Genomic DNA, 25,368 nt, shown 5'->3' with positions numbered 1-25,368 from the left:
CACGCCTAGGCTGGCGGCATGGAGTTCCGCCCGTTCAGCGTCCCGCTTCACACGCGCTTCCGCGGCGTGACGGAGCGCTCGGGCGTCCTGATCCGCGGGACCGGCCCGGACGGCGCCGACGCGTGGGGCGAGTTTTCGCCGTTCCCCGACTACACGCCGGAGCGCGCCAACCGCTGGTGGGAGGCCGCGATGGAGGCGGCGCGCGGACTGTGGCCGGACCCCGTGCGCGACAGCGTCCCGGTCAACAGCATCGTCCCCGAGGTCCCCTCGGGTCGTGCGGCGCAGCTCGCGCTCGCGGGCGGCTGCACGACGGCCAAGGTCAAGGTCGCCGGTGCGGGCACTCTCAAGGAGGACGTCCGACGCGTCGAGGCCGTGGCGCGCGCGCTCGGGCCCGATGGGCGGGTCAGGATTGACGCGAACGGCGCCTGGGACGTGGAGACGGCGGTCAAGGCGCTGAAGGAGCTCGACGCCGCCGCGCGTGCAGGCGGGGGAGCGGGACTCGAGTACGTGGAGCAGCCGTGCCGCACGGCCGCCGAGCTCGCAGCGGTGAGAAAGCAGACCGACGTGCTGGTCGCCGCCGACGAGTCAGTGCGGATTCCTGGCGACGCCGACGAGGTCATGCGCATCGGAGCGGCTGACATCCTTGTCCTCAAGGCCGCGCCGATGGGCGGCGTGCGCGCGTGCCTGGACGTCGCCGACCGCTACGACGTGCCGATCGTGGTCTCGAGCGCGATGGAGTCCTCGGTGGGGCTCGCCGCGGGCCTGGCGCTCGCTCTTGCGCTCCCTGAGCTCCGGTACGCGTGCGGCCTGGGCACCAGCGCACTGCTCGCGCGGGACACGGTGGCGGTCCCGCTCGTTGCCGAGGAGGGCGCGATGACGATGCGCCCTCTGGAGGTGGTCGTATGAGCGAGCAGGCGGACCCGCCGCGCACGTTCCCCTCTGCTGCCTTCGCGCGCGAGGTAGTCGCTGCGCTGGCCGCGCACGGAGTGCGTGAGGTGGTGCTGTGCCCGGGCTCGCGTTCGGGCCCGCTCGCGCACGCCCTTGCTGCCGCCGGCTCGCCGCACCGTCCCGAGGGAGTCCCCGAGATCGACCTGCACGTGCGCATCGACGAGCGTGCGGCGGCCTTCCTTGCGCTCGGTATTGCTCGCGGCGCGGCTGCGAAGGGCGAGCCGCGGCCCGTGGCCGTCGTGACCACGTCGGGCACCGCCGTCGGGAACCTGCTGCCTGCAGTGATGGAGGCGAGCCACGAGGGCGTGCCGCTGCTGCTGCTGACCGCCGACCGGCCGTCCGAGCTGCGGGGCGTGGGCGCGAACCAGACGACCGATCAGGCCGGGGCGATGGGCGACTTCGTGCGCCTCATGGAGGACGTGGCGCCGCCGGCGCGTGGCGAGCGCACGGGCCGCGCGACGCGCGAGATCGGCGAGGCGGTCCGCGCTTCGATGGGCGGTGCGACCGCGTCGCCCGCCTGCGCGGACGAGCTCCCCGGTCCGGTGCATCTGAACCTCGCGTTCCGTGCGCCGCTGCAGGAGGACGGCGGCCCGTGGCCGCGGGTGACGCGCACCGAGCCCGCGCCGGAGCGTCGGGGTTGGGGGCTGCGCGACGCTTTCCGTGGCGACCCACCGCCTTTGCCGCTGCGCAGGCGCGGGCTGGTCATCGCGGGCGATGGTGCCGGCGACGCCGCACGGCGCGTGGCGGAGGTCCACGAGTGGCCGCTGCTCGCCGAGCCCACGAGCGGCGCCCGCACGGGCCCGAACTGCGTCCCCGGCTACCTCGAGCTGTTGCGCTCGGACCGCGGCCGCGCGCTCGCGAAGGAGGCGACGGTGGTCGTCGTGATCGGGCGCCCCACGCTCACGCGGGAGATCCAGGAGCTGATTGCCAAGGCGCCCGAGCTGCACGTCGCGGGGCATGGGGCCCGGTGGCGCGAGGCGCCGGCCCACGCGGACACGACCGTGGCGTGCGTGCCTCAGACGTGGCTGCGACGCGAGGGCAAGCCTGAGGACGTCACGCCGGAGTGGCTCGACTGGTGGCTCGCCGCCGCACCGCCCCACGCTGAGCAGTGGGGCGCCGACCTCATCGCCCGCACGTGGCTCGACGCTCTCGGCCCGGGGGACCTTGCCGTCGTCGGTTCGTCCGGCCCCATTCGCGCCGTGGACCGCATGGCTCCCGCGTGGATGCCCGATCAGGCGCCCGTACTCATCGCCAATCGTGGACTCGCCGGCATCGACGGGACCGTCTCGACCGCGGTGGGCGTCGCGCTCGCCGCTGGCGCCCCCGCGCACGCTCTCATGGGTGACGTGACGCTCCTGCACGACGCGGGCGGGCTGCTCGTCGGCCCGCGCGAGCGGCGCCCGGACCTGCGCCTCACCGTCGTCAATGACGGGGGTGGCACGATCTTCGGCTCGCTCGAGCACGCGGGCGCCGACCCCGATGCGGTGGAGCGCGTGTTCACCACGCCCCACGGCGCCTTGCTTGCCTCGCTCGCGGCGGCTTACGGGTGGGCTCACACCCGGGTGGACACGCCCGACGCGCTGGCCGGGGTCCTCGCGACGCCCCCGGTGGGCCTTCAGATGGTCGAGGCCGTGCTGTGAGCCGACCGCGCCCGTTGCACTCGTCGCGCTTCTGGTTCTTGTGGACCCTCGTGCTCGCGACCGTGTTCCTGTCGCTCATCGTGGCGTGGACGATGCCGTACATCATCGGGTCCTCCGAGGACGACTCGGCCTGGTTCCCTTCGATCGACCCCACCTCGCCCAGCGCGTCGCCCACGCCAAGCGCCGACCCGACCGAGGGCGGCGTCCTCACGGAGGATGTGCTCGCCGCTGTGGACGAGGGCTGGCTGCTCGTGACCGAGCGGATCGCGGCGACCGGCGCGATCGCGCTGCGCGTGATCGACCCTGCGGGGGCCGCGTACGACGGGGTGCGGCTCACGCAGGACACCGACCTTCTCGCGTGGCTTCCCGATGGGCGCGCGGTGATCGCTGAGGGCGACGCGGTGGACCTCGTGGACCTCGTTGACGGAGAGCGCACGCCGCTCGGCTCGTGGGAGTCGCCCACGGCCGTCGCCGACCCCGAGGGCGGCGCGGTGTACATCGTGTCGCATGCGGCGACCGGTGCGACCGTCGACGAGGTCGCACTCGCCGACGGCGCTGTCACCGAGCGCATGAAGGTCCCCGGCATCACCGCGCTCGTCGCGTCGCCGGACGGCACAGAGCTGCTCGCCGGAGGGGACTCCGGCATGTGGCTCGGCACGCTCGTCGATGGCGTGACGACGACGGAGACGCTCCAGCCGCCCGCGGCGAGCGGCGGCTGCCTGCCGTCGGCGTGGGCCCCGGGGCGCCAGGCGATCGTGACCTGCCTCGGAGGCGAGGAGACCCGGCTCTGGGCGCTCGAGGCGACCACCGGTGCGTATGCGGAGGCGTCGACGCGACCCGCCGCCGGCGAGGTGGCACTGGCCGTCTCGGCAACCCGCGCGCTCGTGGCGGGCGAGGTCGCGACGGTCGCGGGCAACCCGGTGTGGAGTCTGCCGGAGAGCGTGATGGGCGCGACTGAAGCGGTGTGGACCGGTGACGCGCTCGCCCTGCTCATGCCGAGCGACGACGGCGCCTCGCCCACGCTGACGCTTCTGTCGGCCGCAGGGGTAGAGAACTACACGCGCGAGACCGCCGCAGGCTCGGGCGGTTACCTCGACGTCGTGGCGCCCGTGCTCAGCCTGCCGTGAGGCCCAGCGCGCGGCGCATGGGCTCGAGCTTCGCCTCGGACTCGGCCCACTCCGACTCGGGTTCGGACGCAGCGACGATGCCGCAGCCTGCGAACATCCGCACGCGGCGTGGATCCTCTGCGTCGATCTCGGCGGAGCGCAGTCCGATGCACCACTCGCCGTCGCCGGCGGCGTCGATCCAGCCGACCGGCCCGGCGTAGCGCGCACGGTCCAGGCCTTCGAGCTCGTCGATCACGCGCGCGGCCGCGAGTGTGGGCGTGCCGCATACTGCCGCGCTCGGGTGCAGTTCACGCACCAGTTCGAGCGACGAGGCTGCGTGGTCGAGGGAGCCTGTCACATCGGTCGCGAGGTGCATCACGTTGGGCAGATGCAGCACGAACGGCTCGTCTGGCACGTTCACGGATGCGCAGTGCGCCGCGAGCACCTGGGTGACCGAGCGCACCGCGTAGCCATGCTCCTCGCGGTCCTTCGAGGAGTGGGCGAGCGTGGCGGCGTGGGCGAGATCCGCGGACTCGTCCCCGGTGCGCCGGATCGTTCCGGCGAGCACGCGTGAGGTGACGAGTCCGTGGTCGAGTCGTGCCAGGAGTTCCGGGGTGGCCCCCATGAGGCCGTCGACGTGGAACGTCCAGCACGAGTCGTACTCACGCGCGAGGGTCGGGAGCACCGAGCGAGTATCGATCGGTGCGTCGGCGACGGCGGTCTCCGCGCGGGCGAGCACCACCTTGTCCACCTCTCCGGCACGAATGCGCGCGACGGCGGAGGTGACGGCGGTCTCCCACGCGTCCTTGTCACCCTGCTGGGCGGTCAGCGCTGGCAATGGGGAGGCGGGCGCTGCGCCGGAGAGTGCGGAGGCGAGGTCGGGCTCGCGTTCGTGCGCTCCGTCGGTCGAGATCTCTGTGAGGAAGGCCGTCGTGCCGCGTCGGCCGAGCACGAATCGGGGCACCACAAGCGAGCCGCCCGCGGTTGACCCGTCGGCGAACGAGAACGAGCCGAACGCGATCAGGCCCGTGCCGGGGATCCGGACGTCGTCCCGCACGATCGCGTGCCGGGTGAGGCGCCTCCACCACGCACCTGCGTCGTCGATCCGGGATGATCCGCGCGCTTCGAAACGCGTGACCTCGCCCCACGCCACCATGCCCTCGCCGCGGCGCAACCAGGCCAGGCCCGCGTCGGGCAGGCACGCAAGCAGGTCGTCGGGAGCGTCCACGGCGACCGTGCGCGCCGCGAGCGTCGGTGAAGGGGGGAGCTGAAGCGTCACCCCTCCAGCCTAGGACCGGCTGAAGCCCGTCCGACGCGGGTGACAGATCACCCTCGTGGCACAACTAGGCTTGTGCGGGTGAAGAACGAGGCCGATGTCATCGTCGTCGGCGCCGGACCAGGCGGCGCCGCCGCAGCTCGCTACCTCGCCGCTGAGGGTTTCGACGTCATCGCGCTCGAGAAGTCCCGTTTCCCGCGCGAGAAGGTCTGCGGCGACGGGCTCACCCCGCGCGCGGTCAAGGAGTTGCAGCTGATCGGGCTGGAGACCCCGCGCGACGAGGGATGGATCCCCAACCACGGCCTGCGCATGATCGGAGGGGGCCACCGCCTCGAGTTCCCGTGGCACGACCTGGAATCGTTCCCCCAGTACGGCCTGAGCCTCCCGCGCGCGCAGTTCGACCACCGTCTCGCTGAGCACGCGCGCGCCGCTGGCGCCGACGTGCGCGAGGGATGGCACGTGGACGCCGTCATCGTGCGGGACAGCCTCGGCGAGTTCGTCGCCGACAAGGCATACGCCGAGCGCGCCGCCGCGGTGCGACCAGGGGGCGAGGCGCGCGTCGTGGGCGTCGTCGCCCGCGAGACCGACGAGAAGGGCCGCAAGATCGGCGAGCCCGTCGAGTACCGCGCCCCGCTGATCATCTCCGCCGACGGCGTCAGCGGACGCCTGGCCCTAGGGCTCGGCATCGAGCGCAAGGCCAACCGGCCGATGGGCGTCGCGGTCCGCACCTACTACGAGACCCCGCGCCACGACGAGGAGTGGATGGAGGGGCACCTCGAGATCTGGGACGGCGAGCGTGGGCACTCGAACCTGCTGCCCGGCTACGGCTGGATCTTCCCGCTCGGCGACGGCACCGCCAACGTCGGGCTCGGCACCCTGAGCGCCAAGGGCACGCCCTCGGGTCTCGACCACCGTGCGCTCATGCGCGACTGGCTCGACCACTCGGCCAAGGACTGGGAGTTCGGCAAGCAGGTGGGCGACATCAAGGGCGCCGCCATCCCCATGGCCTTCAACCGCCAGCCCCACTACGTGCCGGGCATGATGCTCGTCGGCGACTCCGGCGGCATGGTCAACCCGTTCAACGGGGAGGGCATCGCGTACGCGATGCAGGCCGCCCGACGCGCCACGGAGGCCGCCGTTGCCCACCGGGCCGCCGCGTCGGGCGCAGCCAAGGAGGACGCGCTCGCGAACTATTCGCGAATGATGAAGGATGACCTCGGCGGCTACTACTCGCTCGGCCGTGTCTTCGCCTCGCTGGTGGAGCACCCGACGGTGATGCACGTGTGCACCAAGTACGGACTACCCCGTCCGCTCATCATGGAGTTCACGTCTAGACTGCTGGCAGATGTCTACGAGCCCCGGAATGGCAACTGGGCCGACAAGCTCCTGTCGGCTCTGGTGCGCGTGGCACCGGCGGCCTGAGACGATGAATATCGCGACCAGGGAGGGAGAGCGCGCGTGAACCCCTACGTGCCGATCCTGGTGATGATCGGCGTAGCCGCCTTCATGGCTGTCGCCGGACTCGCCGCAAGCCGACTCCTCGGGCCCCACCGCAAGAACGCGGCCAAGCTCGACCGTTACGAGTCGGGACTTCAGCCGACTCCTCTCGCCGCAGGCGGCGGACGCATCCCGGTCAAGTACTACCTGACGGCTATGACGTTCATCATCTTCGACATCGAGGTCGTCTTCCTCTACCCGTGGGCCGTCACGCACGACGCCCTGGGCTGGTTCGGCCTGATCGCGATCATGACCTTCCTCGTCCTCATCACGATCCCGTTCGTGTACGAGTGGCGCCGCGGCGGATTCGACTGGGAGTGACCCATGGGTATTGAAGAGAGCGCACCTCCGTTCATGCTCGGCACCGTCGAGGACTTCGTCGGCTGGGCCCGCGCCGGATCGATGTGGCCCGCGACGTTCGGCCTCGCATGCTGCGCGATCGAGATGATGGGCACGGGCACATCCCGGTTCGACATCTCCCGCATCGGCATGGAGGTCTTCCGCGGCTCCCCGCGCCAGGCCGACATCATGATCGTCGCCGGGCGCGTGTCCAACAAGATGGCGCCCATCGTGCGTCAGGTCTACGACCAGATGCCCGAGCCCAAGTGGGTGCTCGCGATGGGCGTGTGCGCGTCGTCGGGCGGCATGTTCAACAACTACGCGATCGTCCAGGGCGTGGACCACGTGGTCCCCGTGGACATCTACCTTCCCGGCTGCCCGCCGCGTCCCGAGATGCTCATCAACGCGCTGCTCAAGGTGCAGGAGCTCGCCGCGGACCGCCCCATGGGCCGCAACCGCAAGGAGATCGCCGCCGCGGCCGAGGCCGCCGCGCTGCAGGCGACCCCCACCTCCGACATGAAGGGACTGCTCCGTTGAGCGAGACCCAGGACCTGTCCGGCGCCGGCGACGCCCAGGGCGGAGAGCACGTGCGCCCGGAGGGCCGCACCCTCATCAACGTCCGTCAGGGCATGTTCGGCGGGCCTGGCGGAGACACGTCGGGCTACGGCGGGCTCAAGCGCGTCATCGAGATGCCCGGCGCGTCCGAGCGCCCGTACGGCGAATGGTTCGACGGCGTGGTCGACGTGCTCGAGGAGCTGCTGGGCGACAAGGCGGCCGACGCGATCGAGTCCGTCGTCGTCGACCGCGGCGAGCTCACACTCAACATCGCGCGCGAGCACCTGTACGAGGTCGCGCAGCATCTGCGCGACGATCAGGACCTGCGCTTCGAGATGTGCCTCGGCGTCAGCGGCGTCCACTACCCGGCGGACGAGGGGCGCGAGCTCCACGCCGTCTATCCGATGCAGTCGATCACGCACAACCGGCGCCTTCGCGTCGAGGTCGCGTGTTCCGAGGAGGACCCTCACATCCCCTCGATCACGCCGATCTACCCCATGAACAACTGGCACGAGCGCGAGACGTACGACTTCTTCGGCATCGTCTTCGACGGCCACCCGTACCTCGCGCGCATCGAGATGCCCGACGACTGGGTGGGCCACCCGCAGCGCAAGGACTACCCGCTCGGCGGCATCCCCGTCGAGTACAAGGGCGCCGAAGTGCCGTCGCCCGACACGCGGAGGCAGTACCGATGACCACCGAGACCCCGCACGCCACCCAGGGCTTCGTCGACGACGAGGGCGCGCCCGAGTTCACCGCCTACGGCGGCGACTGGAGCGAGATCGCCGACGAGGCCACGCGTCTCGGCCAGCAGCGCGTCGTCATCAACATGGGCCCGCAGCACCCGTCCACGCACGGCGTGCTGCGCGTCATGCTCGAGATCGAGGGCGAGACCGTCACCGAGGCCCGCGCTGGCATCGGCTACCTGCACACCGGCATCGAGAAGAACATGGAGTTCCGGACGTGGACGCAGGGCGTCACGTTCGCGACCCGCATGGACTACGTCGCCTCGATGTTCAACGAGGCCGTGTACGTCATGGGCGTCGAGAAGCTGCTCGGCATCGAGGACGACGTGCCCGAGCGCGCCAACATCCTGCGCATCCTCATGATGGAGCTCACCCGCATCGGCTCGCACCTGGTCGCCATCGGCACCGGCGGCAACGAGATGGGCGCCACCACCGTCATGACGACGGCCTTCGTGGGCCGCGAGGACACCTTCCGTGTCATCGAGATGCTCACGGGCCTGCGCACCAACAACGCCTACATCCGCCCCGGCGGCGTCGCCGTCGACACGCCCGAGGGCTTCGTCGAGTACGTGCGCGAGATGATCCCGAAGGTCAAGCAGCGCCTCGACGAACTCGCGCAGATCCAGCTCAAGAACCCCATCTTCATCGGCCGCCTCAAGGGCGTCGCGGAGCTTGACCTCGCAGGCTGCATGGCGCTCGGCATCACCGGCCCCATCCTGCGCTCGGCGGGCCTCCCGTACGACCTGCGCAAGTCCGAGCCGTACTGGGGTTACGAGACGTACGACTTCCAGGTGCCCACCAGCACCGACGGCGACGCGTACTCGCGCGTGATCCTGCGCCTCGAGGAGTGCTACGAGTCGCTCAAGATCGTCGAGCAGTGCGCCGATCGCCTCGAGGCGACCGAGGGCCAGCCCGTGATGGTCGCCGACAAGAAGATCGCCTGGCCCGCGCAGCTCGTGCTGAGCGCCGACGGCCAGGGCAACTCGCCCGAGCACATCGCTCACATCATGGGCGAGTCCATGGAGGCGCTGATCCACCACTTCAAGCTCGTGACCGAGGGCTTCAAGGTCCCCGCCGGCCAGGCCTACGCCGCGGTGGAGAACCCCAAGGGTCTGCTCGGCTGCCACGTGGTCAGCGACGGCGGCACCAAGCCGTGGCGCGCGCACTTCCGCGACCCGGGCTTCAACAACCTTCAGGCGCTGTCGATCCTCACGGAAGGCGGCCAGGTGGCCGACGTCGTGGTCGCCATCGCCACGATCGACATGGTGCTGGGAGGCGTCGACCGATGACTTACGACGAGTCCACCCTGACGCAGCTGACCGCCGACGCGGAGCAGATCGTCTCGCGCTACCCGGTGCCGCGCTCGGCGCTGCTGCCGATGCTGCACCTCGTGCAGTCCGTCGACGGCTTCGTCAGCCCCGACGGCATCGCGTTCTGCGCCGACCAGCTGGGTCTCACCTCTGCAGAGGTGAGCGCCGTCGCCACGTTCTACACGCAGTACAAGCGCCGCCCCAACGGCGAGTACCAGGTGGGCGTGTGCACCAACACGCTGTGCGCCGTGATGGGCGGCGACGAGATCTGGAAGCGCGTGTCCGAGCGCGTGGGCGTCGGCCACGACGAGACCACCGCGGACGGCAAGATCTCGCTTGAGCGCCTCGAGTGCAACGCCGCGTGCGACTTCGCGCCCGTCATGATGATCAACTGGGAGTTCTTCGACAACATGACGCCCGAGTCGGCGCTCTCCGTCGTGAACGACATCCTCGACGGCAAGCCCGTCAAGCCCTCCCGCGGGCCCGACGCAGTGCCCACCTTCAAGGAGGTGTCGCGCGTGCTCGCCGGCTTCGAGGACGGGCGTGCCGACGAGGGCGTGGGCGCCGGAGAGCCGACGCTGGCCGGCCTCAAGGTCGCCAAGGATCAGGGCTGGACGGCCGAGGGAGGCGCGAAGTGACCGAACTCGTACCCGTCCTCAGCGCGAACTGGGACCAGGAGCAGTCCTGGAAGCACGCGTCCTACGTCAAGGGCGGCGGCTACGGCGCCCTCAAGAAGGCCCTCGGCATCGACAAGGCCGACCTGGTGCAGATGGTGAAGGACTCCGGGCTGCGCGGTCGCGGTGGCGCGGGCTTCCCCACCGGCATGAAGTGGGGCTTCCTGCCCCCGGACGACGGCAAGCCGCGCTACCTCGTGGTCAACGCCGACGAGTCCGAGCCGGGCACGTGCAAGGACATCCCGCTCATGATGGCGAACCCTCACGTGCTCGTGGAGGGCGTCGCGATCACGTCGTACGCCATCGGCTGCAACCACGCCTTCATCTATGTGCGTGGCGAGGTGGTGCACGTGTACCGCCGACTGCTGCAGGCGGTGCGTGAGGCGTACGAGGCGGGAGACCTGGGCAAGAACATCCACGGCTCGGGCTTCGACCTGGACGTCACCGTCCACGCGGGCGCCGGTGCCTACATCTGCGGCGAGGAGACCGCGCTCCTCGACTCGCTCGAGGGCCGCCGCGGCCAGCCGCGCCTGAAGCCGCCGTTCCCCGCCGTCGCGGGCCTGTACGCGCGACCCACCGTCGTGAACAATGTCGAGTCTGTCGCTTCGGTCCCCGCGATCGTCGAGCGCGGCGTCGAGTGGTTCGCGGGCATGGGAACCGAGCGCTCGAAGGGCCACGGCCTGTTCTCGCTCTCGGGCCACGTGGAGAAGCCGGGCCAGTATGAGGCCTCGCTAGGCATCACGCTGCGCGAGCTGCTCGAGATGGCCGGCGGCATGCGCGGGGGCAAGTCTCTGAAGTTCTGGACCCCGGGAGGATCGTCCACGCCGATCTTCACCGAGGAGCACCTCGACACACCGCTGGACTACGAGTCCGTGGGAGCCGCGGGCTCGATGCTCGGCACCCGAGCGCTGCAGATCTTCGACGAGACCACGTGCGTGGTGCGCGCCGTCACCCGCTGGACGGAGTTCTACAAGCACGAGTCGTGCGGCAAGTGCACGCCGTGCCGTGAGGGCACCTTCTGGCTCACCCAGATCCTCAAGCGCCTCGAAGCCGGCAACGGCACCGAGGCCGACATCCAGCAGCTACTCGACACGTGCGACTCCATCGCTGGCCGCTCGTTCTGCGCGCTCGGCGACGGTGCGACGTCGTCCATCATCAGCTCCGTCAAGCTCTTCCGCGAGGAGTACGAGCGGCACGTGACCGAGGGCAAGTGCCCGTTCGACCACGCCGCCTCGGCGCTGTTCGACTACACCGCCGCATCGTCCACCTCCGAGCCGACCACCGAGGAGGCGCACGCATGACCGCGACCGCGGACAAGGCCGCCGTCGAGACCGTCACGCTCACCATCGACGGGACGGAGGTGACCGTTCCCAAGGGCACGCTCATCATCCGCGCCGCGGAGCAGGTCGGCATCGACATCCCCCGCTTCTGCGATCACCCCGCGCTCAAGCCGGCAGGCGCGTGCCGCCAGTGCCTGGTCGACGTGGCCAGCCCCGGCCCCGACGGCAACCTGCGCGCCTTCCCCAAGCCTCAGGCGTCGTGCACCATGACCGTCACCGAGGGCATGGTCGTCAACACGCAGCACACCTCCGAGGAGGCCGACCGCGCGCAGAAGGGCGTGCTCGAGCTGCTTCTGATCAACCACCCGCTCGACTGCCCGGTGTGCGACAAGGGCGGCGAGTGCCCCCTGCAGAACCAGGCGATGAACCACGGCCGCCCCGAGTCGCGCTTCGTGGACGTCAAGCGCGTCTTCGAGAAGCCCCTCGCGCTGAGCTCGGAGATCCTGCTCGACCGCGAGCGCTGCGTGCTGTGCCAGCGCTGTACCCGCTTCTCCAAGGAGATCGCGGGCGACGCCTTCATCGACCTGCAGAACCGTGGCGCGATGCAGCAGATCGGCACGTTCGACGAGAACGTGCTCGACTTCGACGGCTACAGCCCGCAGGGTCCCGCCGCGGAGGACGAGTCCGGTCGCGCATTCAGCTCGTACTACTCGGGCAACACCGTGCAGATCTGCCCGGTCGGCGCGCTGACGTCTTCGGCGTACCGCTTCCGCTCGCGTCCGTTCGACCTGGTGAGCACGCCCGGCATCTCGGAGCACGACAGCTCCGGCTCCGCCATCCGCACCGACCACCGTCGCGGCTCGATCATGCGCCGCATGGCGCAGAACGACCCGGTGGTCAACGAGGACTGGATCACCGACAAGGACCGCTTCGCGTTCTCGTGGCAGAACCAGCCCGACCGCCTCACGCGCCCCCTGGTGCGCAAGGACGGCGAGCTCGTTGAGGTCTCGTGGCCCGAGGCGATCGCCGCCGCCGCTGCCGGCCTCAAGGCTGCGACGACGGGCGAGGAGCCCAAGGGAGCGGCAGTGCTTCCCGGTGGTCGCGTCACGCTCGAGGACGCGTACGCGTACGCCAAGCTCGCGCGCGTCGCGCTCGGGACCAATGACGTGGACGCCCGTACGCGCGTCGCCTCGGACGAGGAGCTCGCGTTCCTCGGTGCGCACGTCGCCGGCCACGGCCTGGGCGTGACGTTCGCCGACCTCGAGAAGGCTCCGGCGGTCCTCATGGCAGGCTTCGAGCCCGAGGATGAGGGTGGCGTGGTCTTCCTGCGCCTGCGCAAGTCGCTCGGCAAGCAGCAGGTCTTCACCGCCGCGCCGTTCGTGTCGCGCGGCGCCGCGAAGCTCGACGCGGCCCTCGTGCCCGCCGCGCCCGGCCAGGAGGCTGCGGCGCTCGACGGACTCGACGGCGACGCCCTCGAGGCGCTCGGTGCCGAGGGCTCAGTCATCATCGTCGGCGAGCGTCTCGCGGGAGCGCCGGGTGCGCTCACTGCGGCCGCCGCCCTCGCCGAGAGGACGGGCGCCTCGCTCGTGTGGATCCCTCGCCGTGCCGGTGAGCGTGGCGCTCTCGAGGCCGGCGCCCTCCCGACGCTGCTGCCAGGCGGTCGTGACGCCACCAAGGCCGCGGCTCGCAAGGCCGTCGCCGCCGCGTGGAACGTCGAGGACCTCCCCAAGGCCAAGGGCCGCAGCGCCGCCGCGATCGTGTCCGACGCCGCGAAGGGTGCGATCGGTGCGCTCGTCGTGGGCGGAGTCACCCCGTCCGACGTGACGGCAGACATGACCGCCGCCCTCACCGCCGCCGACTTCGTGATCAGCCTCGAGGTGCGCCGCACCGAGGTCGCCGAGCACGCCGACGTGGTGCTGCCCGTCGCGCCGCCGTCGGAGAAGTCCGGCACGTTCGTCAACTGGGAGGGTCGCCTGCGCTCGTTCGCGACCGCCATCCCCACCGACGCGCTGTCCGACCACCGCGTGATCGACATCCTCGGCCGCGAGCTGGGGGTCGAGCTCAACGTTGGCACGATCGAGGCGATCAACGCCGAGCTCGCCGCGCTCGGCGCCGACGACAGCCAGCGCCCCGCCGCCCCCAAGGCGAAGGCCGCCCCGGCCCCTGCGTCGGGCGTGATCACCCTCGCCTCGTGGCACCTGCTGGTGGACGAGGGCGCGCTGCAGGACGGCGAGCCCTACCTCGCCGGCACCGGCCGCGCGCCTGTGGCGCGGCTCTCCGCCGCGACCGCCGAGCGACTCGGCGTGACCGACGTCGTGACCGTCACCGGCTCCGGCCGTGGCGCGATCACTCTGCCCGCCGTCGTCACCGACATGGTCGACGACGTGGTGTGGATGCCCACCAAGTCGCCCGGCTGCTGGATCGCGCAGGAGCTGCGCGTCGAGCCCGGCGCGGCCGTCGCCGTGAAGGGCGGTGCCTGATGCTCGGCCTCCTCACCGAGATCGACCCCGAGATGGCGCAGCGGTGGTGCGACGTCACCGACGCCGCCGCCGTGACCGAGGCGCAGCAGACGTGCCTCGACAACTACGGCACCCTGGCGGGCGACCCGCTGTGGGTCAGCATCATCAAGGCCGTCATTCTGCTGGTGTTCCTGCTCACGTCCGTGCTGTTCGCGGTGTGGTTCGAGCGCCGCGTGATCGGCCGCCTCCAGCAGCGCCCAGGCCCGAACATGCGCGGCCCCTTCGGTCTGCTCCAGTCCGTCGCCGACGCGATGAAGCTCCTCTTCAAGGAGGACATCACGGTGCGCGCCTCTGAGAAGGCGCTGTACATCCTGGCGCCGATGATCTCCGTGTTCTCCGCACTGCTGATCTTCTCGGTCATCCCGTTCGGGCCCGCGACGCACATCCCGTTCACCGACTTCACGACGCCGCTGCAGCTCACGGACTTCCCCGTGGCGGTGCTGTTCATCCTCGCGTGCGCCGCGATCGGCGTGTACGGCATCGTGCTCGGTGGGTGGGCGTCGGGGTCGGTCTACCCGCTCATGGGCGCCGTGCGGTCGACCGCGCAGATCATCTCGTACGAGCTGGCGATGGGCCTGTCGCTCGTCACCGTCTTCATGCTCTCCGGCTCGATGAGCACCTCGGCGATCGTGGATGCGCAGACCGACCGCTGGTGGGTGTGGCCGCTGCTGCCCGCCTTCGTCTTGTACGTCATCTCCATGATCGGCGAGACGAACCGCCTGCCGTTCGACCTCCCCGAGGCCGAGGGCGAGCTGGTCGCGGGCTTCATGACCGAGTACTCGTCCATGAAGTTCGCGTGGTACTTCCTCGCGGAGTACATGAACATGATCAACGTCTCGGCAGTCGCCTCCGTGCTGTTCCTGGGAGGCTGGCACGCCCCGTGGCCGGCTTCGTGGCCGGGCGCGGAGATGCTCAACACTGGGATCTTCCCGCCCGTATGGCTGATCATCAAGATCTGGCTGCTCATGTTCGTGTTCGTGTGGGTCCGCGGCTCGCTGCTGCGCTTCCGCTACGACCAGTTCATGAAGTTCGGCTGGAAGGTGCTCATCCCGGTGGGACTCGGCTGGCTCGTGTTCTTCGCGGTCGGCCGCCAGCTCATGACCGAGTTCGAGCGCGACCTCAACCTGTTCGACGCGGTCGCCGCGATCGTCGCCATCCTCCTGGTCTACGCGTTCTGGGGCTTCATCAAGGACTCCAAGACGCAGCAGGTCGAGGAGCCGGAGCCCGATGCGGAGCCGGAGCCGTTCGACGCGTTCGCCGGAGGCTACCCCGTGCCGCCGCTGCCGCACCAGACCCTCCCGCCGTCGCCGCGCACCGGCCGCACTGTGGAGGCCCAGAAGACTTCGACCGAGGGAGGCGCCGATGACTGACGCTGACGAGACCTGGGAGGTCAACCGCGCCAAGGACGCCGAGGCGACCGAGCGGTTCGAGTCCAACCTGCCCAAGCCCGGACCGCTCGCGCCCGTGGCCGGATTCGGCATCACGCTGCGCAACTTCTTCAAGCCCACGGTGACCGAGCAGTACCCGCGCAAGAAGACTCCGCCGATGCCGCGCTACCACGGCCGCCACCAGCTCAACCGGTACCCGGACGGGCTCGAGAAGTGCATCGGCTGCGAACTGTGCGCCTGGGCCTGCCCCGCGGACGCGATCTACGTCGAGGCCGACTCGAACACGCCCGACGCGCAGTACAGCCCTGGCGAGCGCTACGGCCGCGTCTACCAGATCAACTACCTGCGGTGCATCTTCTGCGGACTGTGCATCGAGGCGTGCCCCACCCGTGCGCTCACCATGACCAACGAGTACGAGCTCGCCGGTCCCACGCGCGAGGGCCTCATCTACGAGAAGCAGGACCTCCTCGCACCCCTCGAGGACGGTATGCTCCAGGCCCCGCACCCGATGGTCCCGGGCACCACCGACGGCGACTACTACCGCGGTGACGTGACCGAGGTCGTCGACGCGCAGGTCGACTGGGTGCGCGAGAACCGCCCCGAGGACCCCACGCTTCCCGAGAACGCCGCGGTCGCAGGCAAGGAGGCGTGACGTGATCTCCCCCGTCCTGTTCTGGTCGATCGCCGCGCTCACGGTGATCCCCGCGCTATCGCTGCTGTTCGCACGCAAGGCCGTGCACATCGCGGTGTCGATCATCGGCGTGATGATCGGGCTCGCGGTCGCGTACGTCACGCTCGGCGCCCCGTTCCTGGGCGTCGTGCAGATCGTCGTCTACACGGGCGCGGTCATGATGCTGTTCCTGTTCGTGCTCATGCTGGTCGGCGTCGACCAGCGCGAGTCGCTCAAGGAGACGCTCACGGGCCAGCGCTGGATCGCCTTCGTCGGCGCAGCCGGCCTCGCAATCCTGCTCATTGCAGCCATCTCCGAGGTGGCGTTCGAGCCGGCCGAGGAAGGCGTGTCCGGAGAGCCCGACGCCGTCGCGATGCTGCTCTTCACCGACTACGTGGTCGTCATCGAGATCCTCGGCGCGCTGCTCATCACCGCCGCCGTGGGCGCGCTCGTCATGACCCACACCCCGCGCCTCAGGCCCCGCCGCACGCAGCAGGAGCTGCAGCGCGAGCGAGTCCTCGCCGGCGCCAACCCGGTCAACAAGCCGATGCCTGGCGTCTACGCGCGTCACAACGCGCTCGACGTGCCCGCGCTCGACCCCGAGGGCAAGCCGATCGACGAGTCGGTCTCGCGCGTGCTCGAGGCGCGCCACCAGACCACCGAGGGCTTCGAGTGGCGCGCCGCGCTCACCGATCCGTCCAAGAAGAAGGCGCGTCCGGCGTCGGGCATCTCCAAGCCCGAGCCCACCGACAAGGAGGACGAGCGATGAGCCCCATGGCGTTCGTGTACCTCGCCGTCGTGCTGTTCGTGATCGGCGCGGCCGCGGTCCTGCTGCGCCGCAACGCCATCGTCGCGTTCATGGGCGTCGAGCTCATGCTCAACGCCGCGAACCTGGCGCTCGTCGCGTTCTCGCGCATCCACGGCACCATCGACGGACAGGTCATGGCGTTCTTCGTCATGGTCGTCGCGGCCGCCGAGGTGGTGGTGGGCCTGGCGATCATCATCGCGGTGTTCCGCGCCCGCCAGACCATCTCTCTCGACGAGCCTGCGGAACTGAAGGGTTGATCGATGCTTGACCTGACCTGGCTCCTCATCGCCGTGCCGCTGGCCAGCAGCTTCGCGCTGCTGCTCGCCGGCAAGCGCGCGGACGCGTGGGGACACTGGCTCGGCGTGGCCGCCTCCGCGACGACGTTCGTCGTCGGCTTCGGGGCGTTCCTCCAGCTGCTCGGACTCGACGCCGAGTCGCGCGAGCACGCCGTGCACCTGTTCACGTGGATCTCCGGCTCCGAGCTTCAGCTCGACGCCGGGCTGCTGGTGGACCCGCTGTCCGTGACCTTCGTGCTGCTCGTCAGCTTCGTGGGCACGCTCATCCACCTGTACTCCGTGGCGTACATGGAGCATGACCCGCGCCGCCGCGTGTTCTTCGCGTACCTCAACCTGTTCGTCGCCGCGATGCTGCTGCTCGTGCTCGCCGACTCGTACCTGCTGCTGTTCGTCGGCTGGGAAGGCGTGGGACTCGCGTCGTACCTGCTGATCGGCTTCTGGAACCACAAGCCCGAGTACGCGACCGCGGCAAACAAGGCCTTCGTGGTCAACCGCGTCGGCGACGTGGGCCTCATCGTGGCGATGGGCCTCATGTTCGCCACCTTCGGCTCGCTCGGGTTCGAGGAGGTCTTCGCCCAGGTGGGCGAGGCCTCCACTGCCACGCTCACCGCGATCGGCCTCACCCTGCTCGTCGCCGCGACCGGAAAGTCGGCACAGTTCCCGCTGCAGTCCTGGCTGGGCGACGCGATGGCAGGCCCGACGCCGGTCTCGGCCCTCATCCACGCCGCGACCATGGTCACGGCGGGCGTCTACCTCATCGTGCGCTCGTCCGCGATCTTCGACCTCACCGAGACCGCCCGGCTCGTGGTCGCCGCGGTCGGTGCGCTGACGCTCCTGCTCGGCGCGATCATCGGCATGGCGAAGGACGACATCAAGAAGGCGCTCGCTGCGTCGACGATGTCGCAGATCGGGTACATGATGCTCGCCGCTGGCCTCGGCCCCGTCGGGTACGCCTTCGCGATCTTCCACCTGGTCACGCACGGCTTCTTCAAGGCAGGCATGTTCCTCGGCGCCGGATCCGTCATGCACGGCATGAAGGACCAGGTGGACATGCGGCGCTTCGGTGCGCTGCGCACCGCGATGGTCGTCACGTGGGTCACCTTCGGGCTGGGTTGGCTCGCGATCCTCGGCGTGCCGCCGTTCGCGGGCTTCTGGTCCAAGGACAAGATCATCGAGTCCGCGTTTGTGGGCGAGGGGTGGCAGCCCTGGGTGTTCGGCCTCGCCGCGCTGATCGGCGCTGGCCTGACCGCGTTCTACATGTCGCGCCTGTTCTTCATGACGTTCCACGGCAAGGCGCGCTGGACCGACGATCAGCACCCGCACGAGTCCCCGTGGCTCATGACGGTGCCCATGATCTTGCTGGCCGTCGGATCGGCCGGGCTCGGCTGGTTCCTTGCCGCGGGCGACCGGTTCTCGACGTGGCTCGAGCCCGTCACCGGTCACGTGGAGCACCACGAGCCCGTGCTGTCGGTGCCGGTCATCATGACCCTCACGCTCACGCTCGTGGCCGTCGGCGTCGTGGTCGCATGGCTCAAGTACGGCAGGGCTGACGTGCCGACGGAGGCCCCGGCGCCCTCGCTCGCCACGCTGACCGCACGCAATGACTTCTTCCAGGACTCCGTGAACCGCGCCGTCTTCGAGCGGCCGGGCACGCACCTCACCCGCACGCTCGTCTATGCCGACGCAGCCGTGGTGGACGGAGCCGTCAACGGCACCGCGACCGGGGTGTCCAAGCTCGGAGAGTCCCTCCGCCGATTCCAGTCCGGACAGGTGCGCTCCTACGCGGCGCTGATCCTGATCGGCCTCGCGGGCCTTGTGGCCTTCGTCGTCCTGGGGGTGCTGTAGATGTTCCCGTTCCTGACCGTGCTGGTCGCGCTGCCAGCCGCGGGCGCCGCCGTGCTGTTCGCGCTGCCGGAGGGCGCGCGTGCCCGAGCCCGCGAGGTCGCGCTCGGCGTGACCCTGCTCGAGCTCGTGCTCGGCGTCGTCATGCTGACGCAGTTCGACCTCGGCTCGGCCGGCACTCAGCAGTTCACCGAGATGTACTCGTGGATCCCGCAGATCGGGGCGAGCTGGGCGCTGGGCGTCAATGGTTTCGGTCTGTCGATGATCGTGCTCGCGCTCCTCCTCACGCCGCTGGTGATCCTCGCCGGCTGGCGCGATGACGAGGGCGACGCGACCCGCGGTTCGCGCTACCTCGCGCTCGTGCTGCTCAGCCAGGCGTTCATGGTCGGCATCTTCGCTGCGCGCGACGTCTTCCTGTTCTACGTGCTGTTCGAGGCGATGCTCATCCCGCTGTACTTCCTCATCGGCTCGTTCGGCGGTGCCCAGCGCCGCTACGCCGCAGTGAAGTTCCTCATCTTCTCCCTGGTCGGCGGTCTCGTGATGCTGGTCGGCGTCGTGGCCCTGTACTTCGTGGGGCCAGGGGGCGAGCACGCGTACCTGATTGACAACCTGCAGGGCACTGACTTCGGCACCACCGCAGAGCGGCTGATCTTCCTGGCGTTCTTCCTCGCCTTCGCGATCAAGGCGCCGATGGTGCCCGTCCACACGTGGCTGCCGACGGTGGCCGAGACGGCGCGCGTCGGGACGACGGCCCTGCTGGTGGCGGTGCTGGACAAGATCGGCACCTTCGGCATGCTAACCCTGTGCCTGGTGCTCTTCCCGGAGGCCTCCGCATGGGCGGCGCCGGTCATCATCGTGTTCGCCGTGATCTCCGTGATCTACGGCGCGCTGCTCGCGATCGGACAGAGGGACATGCTGCGCCTCGTGGCCTTCACCTCGGTGAGCCACTTCGGCATCATGGTGCTGGGCATCTTCGCGTTCCAGCCGACCTCGGTCGAGGGTGCCGCCTTCTACATGTTCAACCACGGCCTGTCCACGGGCGCGCTGTTCCTGGTCGTCGGGTTCCTCATCCGCCGCACGGGCAGCGCCGACGTCGCGGACTACGGCGGCCTGCAGAAGGTTGTGCCGGTGCTCGCCGGCACGTTCCTGATCATCGGCCTCAGCGCGCTCGCTCTGCCCGGACTCTCCCCGTTCGTCTCGGAGATCATGGTGCTCGTGGGCGCCTTCGGCGTCGCGAAGACCGCAGTCGTGATCTCCGCGCTCGGAGTGATCCTCGCCGCCCTGTACGTGCTGCTCACCTACCAGAAGGTCTTCACGGGCCCCACTCGCGAGGGCCTCGAGTCCACGCGCGAGCTGTCCGTGCGCGAGCGCCTGGTGCTGTGGCCGCTGATCGGCCTCATGCTGCTGCTGGGCTTCCTGCCCTCGCTCGCCATCGACTATCTCCGGGAGCCGTCGGCTGACGTGATCCCGGTCGTCTCCGCGGAGGTTGCCGAGTGATGTTCACCGCCCCCGAGATCTCCTACGCGGCTTTCGCGCCGACGATCATCGTGCTGCTCGCCGGCGCCGTCGGCATCCTGCTCGAGGCGATTATCCGCACCCACACGACCCGCCGTCACGTGCAGCTCGGGCTGGCGCTCGGCGCCATGGTGGCCGCCGCCGGGACCGCGATCGTCCAGTGGGCCACGTACGACGCCGCAGGCGTGGTCGCTCAGGCAGGCATGTTCGTCATGGACCGCCAGGCTCTCGCGTGGCACGTCATGCTGCTTGTCTTCGGCATCCTCGGCGTACTGCTGTTCGCTGCCCGCACCCGCGCGGGTGAGGAGGCGTTCACGCCGCTGGGCTCGACCGCTCCGGGTTCCGAGGACGAGGCGGAGGCGCGTCGTCGCGGCTTCGAGCTCACCGAGGTGTTCCCACTCGCGCTCTTCGCAGTCGGCGGCATGATGCTGTTCGCGGCGACAGTCGACTTCCTCGCGCTGTTCGTGGCGCTCGAGGTCTTCTCGCTGCCGCTGTACATCATGGTCGCGCTGGCGCGTCGCAAGCGCCTGCTGTCTCACGAAGGCGCCCTGAAGTACTTCCTGCTCGGCGCGTTCTCATCGGCGATCTACCTGTTCGGAGTCGCGCTGCTGTACGGCGCCACAGGCTCGCTCTCGTACGCCGACGTCGCCGCCGCGATCATCGCGTTGCCGGACATGTCGCCGCTGTTCGTGATCGGTGCCGTCATGGTGCTGGTCGGACTGCTGTTCAAGCTGGGCGCGGTGCCGTTCCACACGTGGTCGCCCGACGCCTACCAGGGCGCCCCGACTCCGGTCACCGCCTTCATGGCAGCCGCCACCAAGGCTGCGGCTGCCGCCGCGCTCCTGCGCGTCGTGTTCACCGCGCTGTTCCCGCTCGAATGGGAGCTGAACTGGCTGATCTGGACCGTCGCGATCCTGTCGATGGTCGTCGGCACTGTGCTCGCGCTGGTGCAGACGGACCTCAAGCGCATGCTCGCGTACTCGTCCGTCGCGCACGCGGGCTTTATCCTCGTGGCCTTCGCCGGGTTCTCGCCTCAGGCGCTCTCGGCTGTGCCGTTCTATCTGCTGACCTATGGCCTCGCGACGATCGGTGCCTTCGCGGTGCTGACGCAGGTGCGCGAGAAGGCAGTCGACGGCACCGTGGGCGCCGAGGCGACGCGCCTGGGCCAGTGGGCCGGTCTGGGCAAGCGCGAGCCGCTGCTCGCGGCGTCGATGGGTCTGTTCCTGCTGTCCTTCGCCGGAATCCCGCTGACCGCGGGCTTCATCGGGAAGTTCCAGGCGTTCGCCGCCGCGATCGACGGCGGTGCATGGCCGCTCGTGTTCGTCGCGGTGCTGTGCTCGGCCGCAGCGGCGTTCTTCTACGTGCGTCTCATCGTGCTGATGTTCTTCACCGACGTGCCTGAGGACCAGGAGGAGTCGATCGAGGTCGACTACCACCCGTACGCCCGCGTCGTCGTGTGGATCACGGCGGCTGCTGTCATCCTGCTCGGCATCCTCCCCGGCGGCGTGCTCACGCTGTTCGAGGACGCCGCGACGCTCCTGACGGGCCTGTAGGGCGTCATGGCGGCGCTCCCCATCGGCAACGCGAACCTCGAGGAGGCGCTGACCCCGCGGCTTGCGGTGGTCGAGGAGCGCCTGCGCGACGCCGTCGCACAGTCGGATCGCCTTGCCGATGCGACGTCGCGTCATCTGGTCGATGCAGGTGGCAAGCGCCTGCGCCCCATGCTCGTGCTGCTCACGGCTCAGCTGGGCGAGGGTGCGCGTCCCGAGGTGCTCGATGCCGCGGTCGTGTGCGAACTGACGCATCTTGCGACGCTCTATCACGACGACGTCATGGATTCGGCGCCGACGCGTCGGGGCGCTCCCGCCGCGCACGAAGTGTGGGGAAACTCGGTCGCGATCCTCACCGGCGACCTGCTGTTCGCGCGGGCGTCTGTGGTGGTCGCGGGCCTCGGCCCCGAAGCGGTCCGCCTGCAGGCGACGACCTTCGAGCGACTGTGCATCGGACAGTTGCACGAGACCGTGGGACCGGCCGAGGGCGAGGACCCGGTCGCGCACTACGTCCAGGTGCTCGCCGACAAGACCGGATCGCTCGTCGCCACGTCAGCGCGCTTCGGCGCGATGTTCGGTGGCTGCGGCCCCTCGGTAGTGCGTCAGGTGACGGAGTACGGCGAGCTTGCGGGCGTCGCGTTCCAGCTGGCTGACGACGTGCTCGACATCCGGTCCGACACTGAAGTGTCCGGGAAGACGCCAGGCACCGACCTGCGTGAGGGAGTCGCGACCATGCCGGTGCTGCTGCTTCGCAAGCGCGTGGCCGCAGGCGTGGGCGCGGACGTGACACAGGAGGAGCATGCGGCGGACGTGGCGCTCCTCGCCGACATCGACGGCGACCTGAGCTCGGACGAGGCGCTTGCCTCCGTGGTCGAGCGGCTGCGCGCGCACGTCGTGGTCGACCAGACTGCCGCGCTGGCGCACGAGTGGAGTGCGAAGGCGAAGGCCGCGATCGCCGCTCTGCCCGAGGGCGAGGTCAAGGACGCGCTGCTGTCCTTCGCGGACGCCCTGGTCGCCCGCGCGGCCTGACACACCCTGACCCTTCCCCGACCAACCCCTCCCCATCCGTGGGGACACTCCGCACGGAACCTGGCGCGACACCCCGGCGACCCCGGCGTCGGGCATGGCCGTTGCCGGCGCGTCGGATCTGAATCCGTGCGGACTGTTGCGGGGACCCCAACGTTTCGTGCCCCTGTCGCGTGTGACAGGGTGAGGACCGACAAGGGGGACCCGTGGGGGACTGGCAGGAGCTCGTCGAGCAGCTGATGCGCGAGCGCGGGCGCAGCCTGACGGCGTATGCCGCGATGCTCGTGGGACGCGACGGCGACGCCGAGGACCTGCTGCATGACGCGGTCGTGAAGGTTTTCAGCCGTCCCCGGCGCCTCGCCGATCTGGATCATGCCGAGGCCTACGTGCGCCGCACCATGCCGACGCTCGCGATCGACCGTGCCCGACGCCGTGGTGCCGCAGACAGGACTCGTACCCGGTCCTTCGAGCGGGAGCCCGCACCCGCTGACCTCGACGCAGGGCTCGACGTGCGCCGGGCGCTGCGCAGCCTGAGCCCGCGCGAGCAGGCGTGCGTGGTGATGCGCTACTTCGACGACCTCTCGGTGCCGCAGATCGCCCACGAACTGGGGCTCGCGCAGGGCACCGTGAAGCGCTACCTCCACGACGCGACGGCACGGCTGGCGCCGATGCTGGGCGTGGAGGATCCCGGGCCCGAGCCCGATGTCGTGGACCTTGTGACCACCAGGAGGAGCCGATGAGCGAGTTGGGAGACGCCCTCAAGAACGCGCACGGCGAGCACCAGGCGGTGCTCGTCACGCCCGACGCGGGGCGCACCGTGGCGGCGGTTCGTCGCCGACGCGCGTGGCGGGCGGGCGGCACGGTCGCGGCCGCCGCCATCGCCGTAGGTGCCGTCGCCGCGGGCGCGGTCGCGGCTCTCGGACCCGATGAGCAGCAGTCCGCCGCTTTCGAGGGGATGTGCAACCTCGACGAGTATCCGCTGCCGCGAGTCGAAGCACTCGCGGGTTCGCAGTACTACGGTCGCGCCTACCTGAATCTCGAGACTGAGACCGGCGTGTATCACCGCGCGAACGGTGAGCTGATCGACATCGTGCGTGATCACGACGACGACGAGGTGCGACGCTGGAGCGACTTGGGCTACGACGAGAGCCCGATTCAGGCCTGGCGCTATGACGATGATGAGATGCCCGTCCTCGTATTCAGGGACCTGTGGCTCGACGAGTGGCTCGACGCTGACACGGGCACCTTCGCCGATCGCGTGGTCGTCGATGTCACGGCGGCACAGACTCCGCAGGTGGTGGAGGATCCGACCGAGCTGTGGTGGGAGTGGACCACCGACGTACCGGACCAGACGCCAGCGGGCCTGAGTGCGGGCCTTGCTGGACTGGTGCATGACGGCTTCCTGCGGCAGTACGCCTTCGGTGTGGCGCTCGGCGACGTCGACCACGACACGCGTGTCTGGCGCACTGTTGAGCGCGAGGACGGGACCGTGACGCGCGAGCCGCTCCTCTTGAACGGACCTGTCGAGGTGATCGACGATCTCAGTGACGTGGTGCGCGTGACGACGAGGATCTCCATCCCGGGAGAGGAGCCGTACGAGATCGTCTCGACGCGCGCGGCGGGGGCAAGCTACGACGCGGTGTGCGGCGAGAACACGTCCGAGTGGCGACCGGTCACATTCGCGAACGTGCCGCCCGACGTGGACGAGTCCTACTCCTGGGATCCCTACCTCACGGGTCCGGAGTCAGCGGCGTTCCAGTGTGGGGCTCCGCTCGATCCGGCGCTCGAGCGTCAGGTCGATGAGGTGCGCCGAGTCGACGGCATCGTGTGGGAGGAGGAGCACCAGGGGCAGCGCGACTACGGGTCCGGCGCGACGATCGTCACATTCACCGTGCCGAACGGCATCTTCCCGGACTACGAGTGGGCGGACGTCGCGAGTCCGGGCTGGGAGGGAAGCTACGGAGTTGGGGACTCGTCGAGCGAAGGCGAGCAGGGCGTCCACCAGTATCAGGCGCCAGTGTGGGTGAACGACGCAGGGCTCATCGTCGGTGTGCTCGATCACACGAGCATCGAGGGGCAACGGCGCCTGGTCGCGGGCTTCGAGCCGGTCGACATATGGTTCGGAGAGGGGCTCAACGGCCCCGTGCAGGGGGACGCGGTGCTGTATGACGACGCACCGGTGATCCCGTGCGTTGACGCGGCGCAGCCTGTGTCCGCGGATGCGCAGCCGGTGATCCTCTACGGCGAGGGTGCGACGACGGACACGATGACGTGGATGTGGTTCGCGCTCGAGCCCTGACCGGTGACGCTTCGGATAGCCCGAAGCCCGTCTCAACAGTGCGAACCAGATCTGCTACCGACACCCCGGTGAGTCCAAGGTCGG

The 25,368-nt window shown here is 69.9% G+C and carries 22 protein-coding genes; 21 read left to right on the top strand and 1 reads right to left on the bottom strand.

Annotated features, from left to right (window positions below; all coding sequences use genetic code 11):
• Positions 1 to 18 precede the first annotated feature (18 nt).
• Genes B7K21_RS05750 through B7K21_RS05740 form a run of 3 tightly spaced genes read left to right on the top strand, consistent with a single transcriptional unit; the run spans position 19 to position 3,715 of the window.
• Positions 19 to 906 (top strand): o-succinylbenzoate synthase, encoded by an 888-nt coding sequence (locus tag B7K21_RS05750; RefSeq protein ID WP_084074231.1) that lies wholly within the window; start codon positions 19 to 21, stop codon positions 904 to 906.
• Positions 903 to 2,588 carry a 2-succinyl-5-enolpyruvyl-6-hydroxy-3-cyclohexene-1-carboxylic-acid synthase gene (menD, locus tag B7K21_RS05745; protein ID WP_084074230.1) on the top strand — a complete coding sequence of 562 codons (1,686 nt, stop codon included), beginning with the start codon at positions 903 to 905 and terminating at the stop codon, positions 2,586 to 2,588. The genes B7K21_RS05750 and menD overlap by 4 nt, the downstream gene beginning before the upstream one ends.
• Positions 2,585 to 3,715, top strand: a complete 1,131-nt coding sequence (locus B7K21_RS05740) for a hypothetical protein (protein WP_144016074.1) — start codon at positions 2,585 to 2,587, stop codon at positions 3,713 to 3,715. Before menD ends, B7K21_RS05740 begins: the two co-directional genes overlap by 4 nt.
• On the opposite strand, the gene B7K21_RS05735 is transcribed toward B7K21_RS05740, so the two are convergent.
• On the bottom strand, positions 3,702 to 4,973 hold the full coding sequence (locus tag B7K21_RS05735) for an isochorismate synthase MenF (RefSeq protein WP_234989192.1): 1,272 nt from the start codon (positions 4,971 to 4,973) through the stop codon (positions 3,702 to 3,704). The genes B7K21_RS05740 and B7K21_RS05735 overlap by 14 nt on opposite strands.
• 78 nt (positions 4,974 to 5,051) lie before the next feature.
• Between B7K21_RS05735 and B7K21_RS05730 the strand changes: the two genes are divergently transcribed.
• The 18 genes from B7K21_RS05730 to B7K21_RS05645 all read left to right on the top strand — a co-directional run bounded on the left by B7K21_RS05730 (position 5,052) and on the right by B7K21_RS05645 (position 25,284).
• Positions 5,052 to 6,392 (top strand): geranylgeranyl reductase family protein, encoded by a 1,341-nt coding sequence (locus B7K21_RS05730; RefSeq protein ID WP_234989191.1) that lies wholly within the window; start codon positions 5,052 to 5,054, stop codon positions 6,390 to 6,392.
• 36 nt (positions 6,393 to 6,428) lie between these two features.
• Positions 6,429 to 6,788: an NADH-quinone oxidoreductase subunit A gene (locus B7K21_RS05725; RefSeq protein WP_084074227.1), complete on the top strand. Its 360-nt coding sequence runs from the start codon at positions 6,429 to 6,431 to the stop codon at positions 6,786 to 6,788.
• 3 nt (positions 6,789 to 6,791) lie between these two features.
• On the top strand, positions 6,792 to 7,343 hold the full coding sequence (locus B7K21_RS12745; RefSeq protein WP_084074226.1) for an NADH-quinone oxidoreductase subunit B: 552 nt from the start codon (positions 6,792 to 6,794) through the stop codon (positions 7,341 to 7,343).
• The gene (locus tag B7K21_RS12740) at positions 7,340 to 8,056 is read left to right on the top strand and encodes an NADH-quinone oxidoreductase subunit C (RefSeq protein WP_084074225.1); all 717 of its coding nucleotides are present in this window, start codon (positions 7,340 to 7,342) and stop codon (positions 8,054 to 8,056) included. The genes B7K21_RS12745 and B7K21_RS12740 overlap by 4 nt, the downstream gene beginning before the upstream one ends.
• Positions 8,053 to 9,396 (top strand): NADH-quinone oxidoreductase subunit D, encoded by a 1,344-nt coding sequence (locus tag B7K21_RS05710; RefSeq protein WP_084074224.1) that lies wholly within the window; start codon positions 8,053 to 8,055, stop codon positions 9,394 to 9,396. The genes B7K21_RS12740 and B7K21_RS05710 overlap by 4 nt, the downstream gene beginning before the upstream one ends.
• On the top strand, positions 9,393 to 10,055 hold the full coding sequence (gene nuoE, locus B7K21_RS05705) for an NADH-quinone oxidoreductase subunit NuoE (protein WP_084074223.1): 663 nt from the start codon (positions 9,393 to 9,395) through the stop codon (positions 10,053 to 10,055). Before B7K21_RS05710 ends, nuoE begins: the two co-directional genes overlap by 4 nt.
• Complete coding sequence (gene nuoF, locus B7K21_RS05700) at positions 10,052 to 11,392, top strand: NADH-quinone oxidoreductase subunit NuoF (RefSeq protein WP_084074222.1); 1,341 nt, start codon at positions 10,052 to 10,054, stop codon at positions 11,390 to 11,392. The genes nuoE and nuoF overlap by 4 nt, the downstream gene beginning before the upstream one ends.
• Positions 11,389 to 13,851: an NADH-quinone oxidoreductase subunit G gene (locus B7K21_RS05695; RefSeq protein WP_084074221.1), complete on the top strand. Its 2,463-nt coding sequence runs from the start codon at positions 11,389 to 11,391 to the stop codon at positions 13,849 to 13,851. Before nuoF ends, B7K21_RS05695 begins: the two co-directional genes overlap by 4 nt.
• Positions 13,851 to 15,260 (top strand): NADH-quinone oxidoreductase subunit NuoH, encoded by a 1,410-nt coding sequence (gene nuoH / locus B7K21_RS05690; RefSeq protein ID WP_234989190.1) that lies wholly within the window; start codon positions 13,851 to 13,853, stop codon positions 15,258 to 15,260. The genes B7K21_RS05695 and nuoH overlap by 1 nt, the downstream gene beginning before the upstream one ends.
• The gene (gene nuoI, locus B7K21_RS05685) at positions 15,253 to 15,930 is read left to right on the top strand and encodes an NADH-quinone oxidoreductase subunit NuoI (protein WP_084074220.1); all 678 of its coding nucleotides are present in this window, start codon (positions 15,253 to 15,255) and stop codon (positions 15,928 to 15,930) included. The genes nuoH and nuoI overlap by 8 nt, the downstream gene beginning before the upstream one ends.
• Before the next feature lies 1 nt (position 15,931).
• The gene (locus B7K21_RS05680) at positions 15,932 to 16,717 is read left to right on the top strand and encodes an NADH-quinone oxidoreductase subunit J (RefSeq protein ID WP_084074219.1); all 786 of its coding nucleotides are present in this window, start codon (positions 15,932 to 15,934) and stop codon (positions 16,715 to 16,717) included.
• A complete protein-coding gene (nuoK, locus tag B7K21_RS05675; RefSeq protein WP_084074218.1) occupies positions 16,714 to 17,013 on the top strand; it encodes an NADH-quinone oxidoreductase subunit NuoK in 300 nt (99 codons plus the stop codon). Before B7K21_RS05680 ends, nuoK begins: the two co-directional genes overlap by 4 nt.
• 3 nt (positions 17,014 to 17,016) lie before the next feature.
• Complete coding sequence (nuoL, locus tag B7K21_RS05670) at positions 17,017 to 18,897, top strand: NADH-quinone oxidoreductase subunit L (protein WP_084074217.1); 1,881 nt, start codon at positions 17,017 to 17,019, stop codon at positions 18,895 to 18,897.
• Positions 18,898 to 20,391, top strand: a complete 1,494-nt coding sequence (locus B7K21_RS05665; RefSeq protein ID WP_084074216.1) for an NADH-quinone oxidoreductase subunit M — start codon at positions 18,898 to 18,900, stop codon at positions 20,389 to 20,391.
• Positions 20,391 to 21,962 (top strand): NADH-quinone oxidoreductase subunit NuoN, encoded by a 1,572-nt coding sequence (nuoN, locus tag B7K21_RS05660; protein ID WP_084074215.1) that lies wholly within the window; start codon positions 20,391 to 20,393, stop codon positions 21,960 to 21,962. Before B7K21_RS05665 ends, nuoN begins: the two co-directional genes overlap by 1 nt.
• 6 nt (positions 21,963 to 21,968) lie before the next feature.
• Positions 21,969 to 22,988: a polyprenyl synthetase family protein gene (locus tag B7K21_RS05655; protein WP_084074214.1), complete on the top strand. Its 1,020-nt coding sequence runs from the start codon at positions 21,969 to 21,971 to the stop codon at positions 22,986 to 22,988.
• Between the two features lie 203 nt (positions 22,989 to 23,191).
• A complete protein-coding gene (locus B7K21_RS05650) occupies positions 23,192 to 23,725 on the top strand; it encodes a sigma-70 family RNA polymerase sigma factor (RefSeq protein ID WP_234989189.1) in 534 nt (177 codons plus the stop codon).
• Positions 23,722 to 25,284, top strand: coding sequence for a hypothetical protein (locus B7K21_RS05645; protein ID WP_084074213.1), 1,563 nt, complete (start codon positions 23,722 to 23,724; stop codon positions 25,282 to 25,284). Before B7K21_RS05650 ends, B7K21_RS05645 begins: the two co-directional genes overlap by 4 nt.
• The last annotated feature ends 84 nt before the right edge of the window (positions 25,285 to 25,368 follow it).

Source organism: Demequina sp. NBRC 110052 (assembly GCF_002090075.1).
GTDB lineage: Bacteria > Actinomycetota > Actinomycetes > Actinomycetales > Demequinaceae > Demequina.
The sequence above is the reverse complement of the archived record's forward strand: the minus strand, read 5'-3'. Positions and strand labels throughout refer to the sequence as shown.

Coding starts and splice junctions, on each gene's coding strand:
- B7K21_RS05750 (WP_084074231.1), top strand. CDS start 19: ATGGAGTTCCGCCCGTTCAGCGTCCCGCTTCACACGCGCTTCCGCGGC.
- B7K21_RS05710 (WP_084074224.1), top strand. CDS start 8,053: ATGACCACCGAGACCCCGCACGCCACCCAGGGCTTCGTCGACGACGAG.
- B7K21_RS05665 (WP_084074216.1), top strand. CDS start 18,898: ATGTTCCCGTTCCTGACCGTGCTGGTCGCGCTGCCAGCCGCGGGCGCC.
- menD (WP_084074230.1), top strand. CDS start 903: ATGAGCGAGCAGGCGGACCCGCCGCGCACGTTCCCCTCTGCTGCCTTC.
- B7K21_RS05655 (WP_084074214.1), top strand. CDS start 21,969: ATGGCGGCGCTCCCCATCGGCAACGCGAACCTCGAGGAGGCGCTGACC.
- nuoE (WP_084074223.1), top strand. CDS start 9,393: ATGACTTACGACGAGTCCACCCTGACGCAGCTGACCGCCGACGCGGAG.
- B7K21_RS12745 (WP_084074226.1), top strand. CDS start 6,792: ATGGGTATTGAAGAGAGCGCACCTCCGTTCATGCTCGGCACCGTCGAG.
- nuoN (WP_084074215.1), top strand. CDS start 20,391: ATGTTCACCGCCCCCGAGATCTCCTACGCGGCTTTCGCGCCGACGATC.
- B7K21_RS05645 (WP_084074213.1), top strand. CDS start 23,722: ATGAGCGAGTTGGGAGACGCCCTCAAGAACGCGCACGGCGAGCACCAG.
- nuoL (WP_084074217.1), top strand. CDS start 17,017: ATGCTTGACCTGACCTGGCTCCTCATCGCCGTGCCGCTGGCCAGCAGC.
- B7K21_RS05695 (WP_084074221.1), top strand. CDS start 11,389: ATGACCGCGACCGCGGACAAGGCCGCCGTCGAGACCGTCACGCTCACC.
- nuoI (WP_084074220.1), top strand. CDS start 15,253: ATGACTGACGCTGACGAGACCTGGGAGGTCAACCGCGCCAAGGACGCC.
- nuoK (WP_084074218.1), top strand. CDS start 16,714: ATGAGCCCCATGGCGTTCGTGTACCTCGCCGTCGTGCTGTTCGTGATC.
- nuoH (WP_234989190.1), top strand. CDS start 13,851: ATGCTCGGCCTCCTCACCGAGATCGACCCCGAGATGGCGCAGCGGTGG.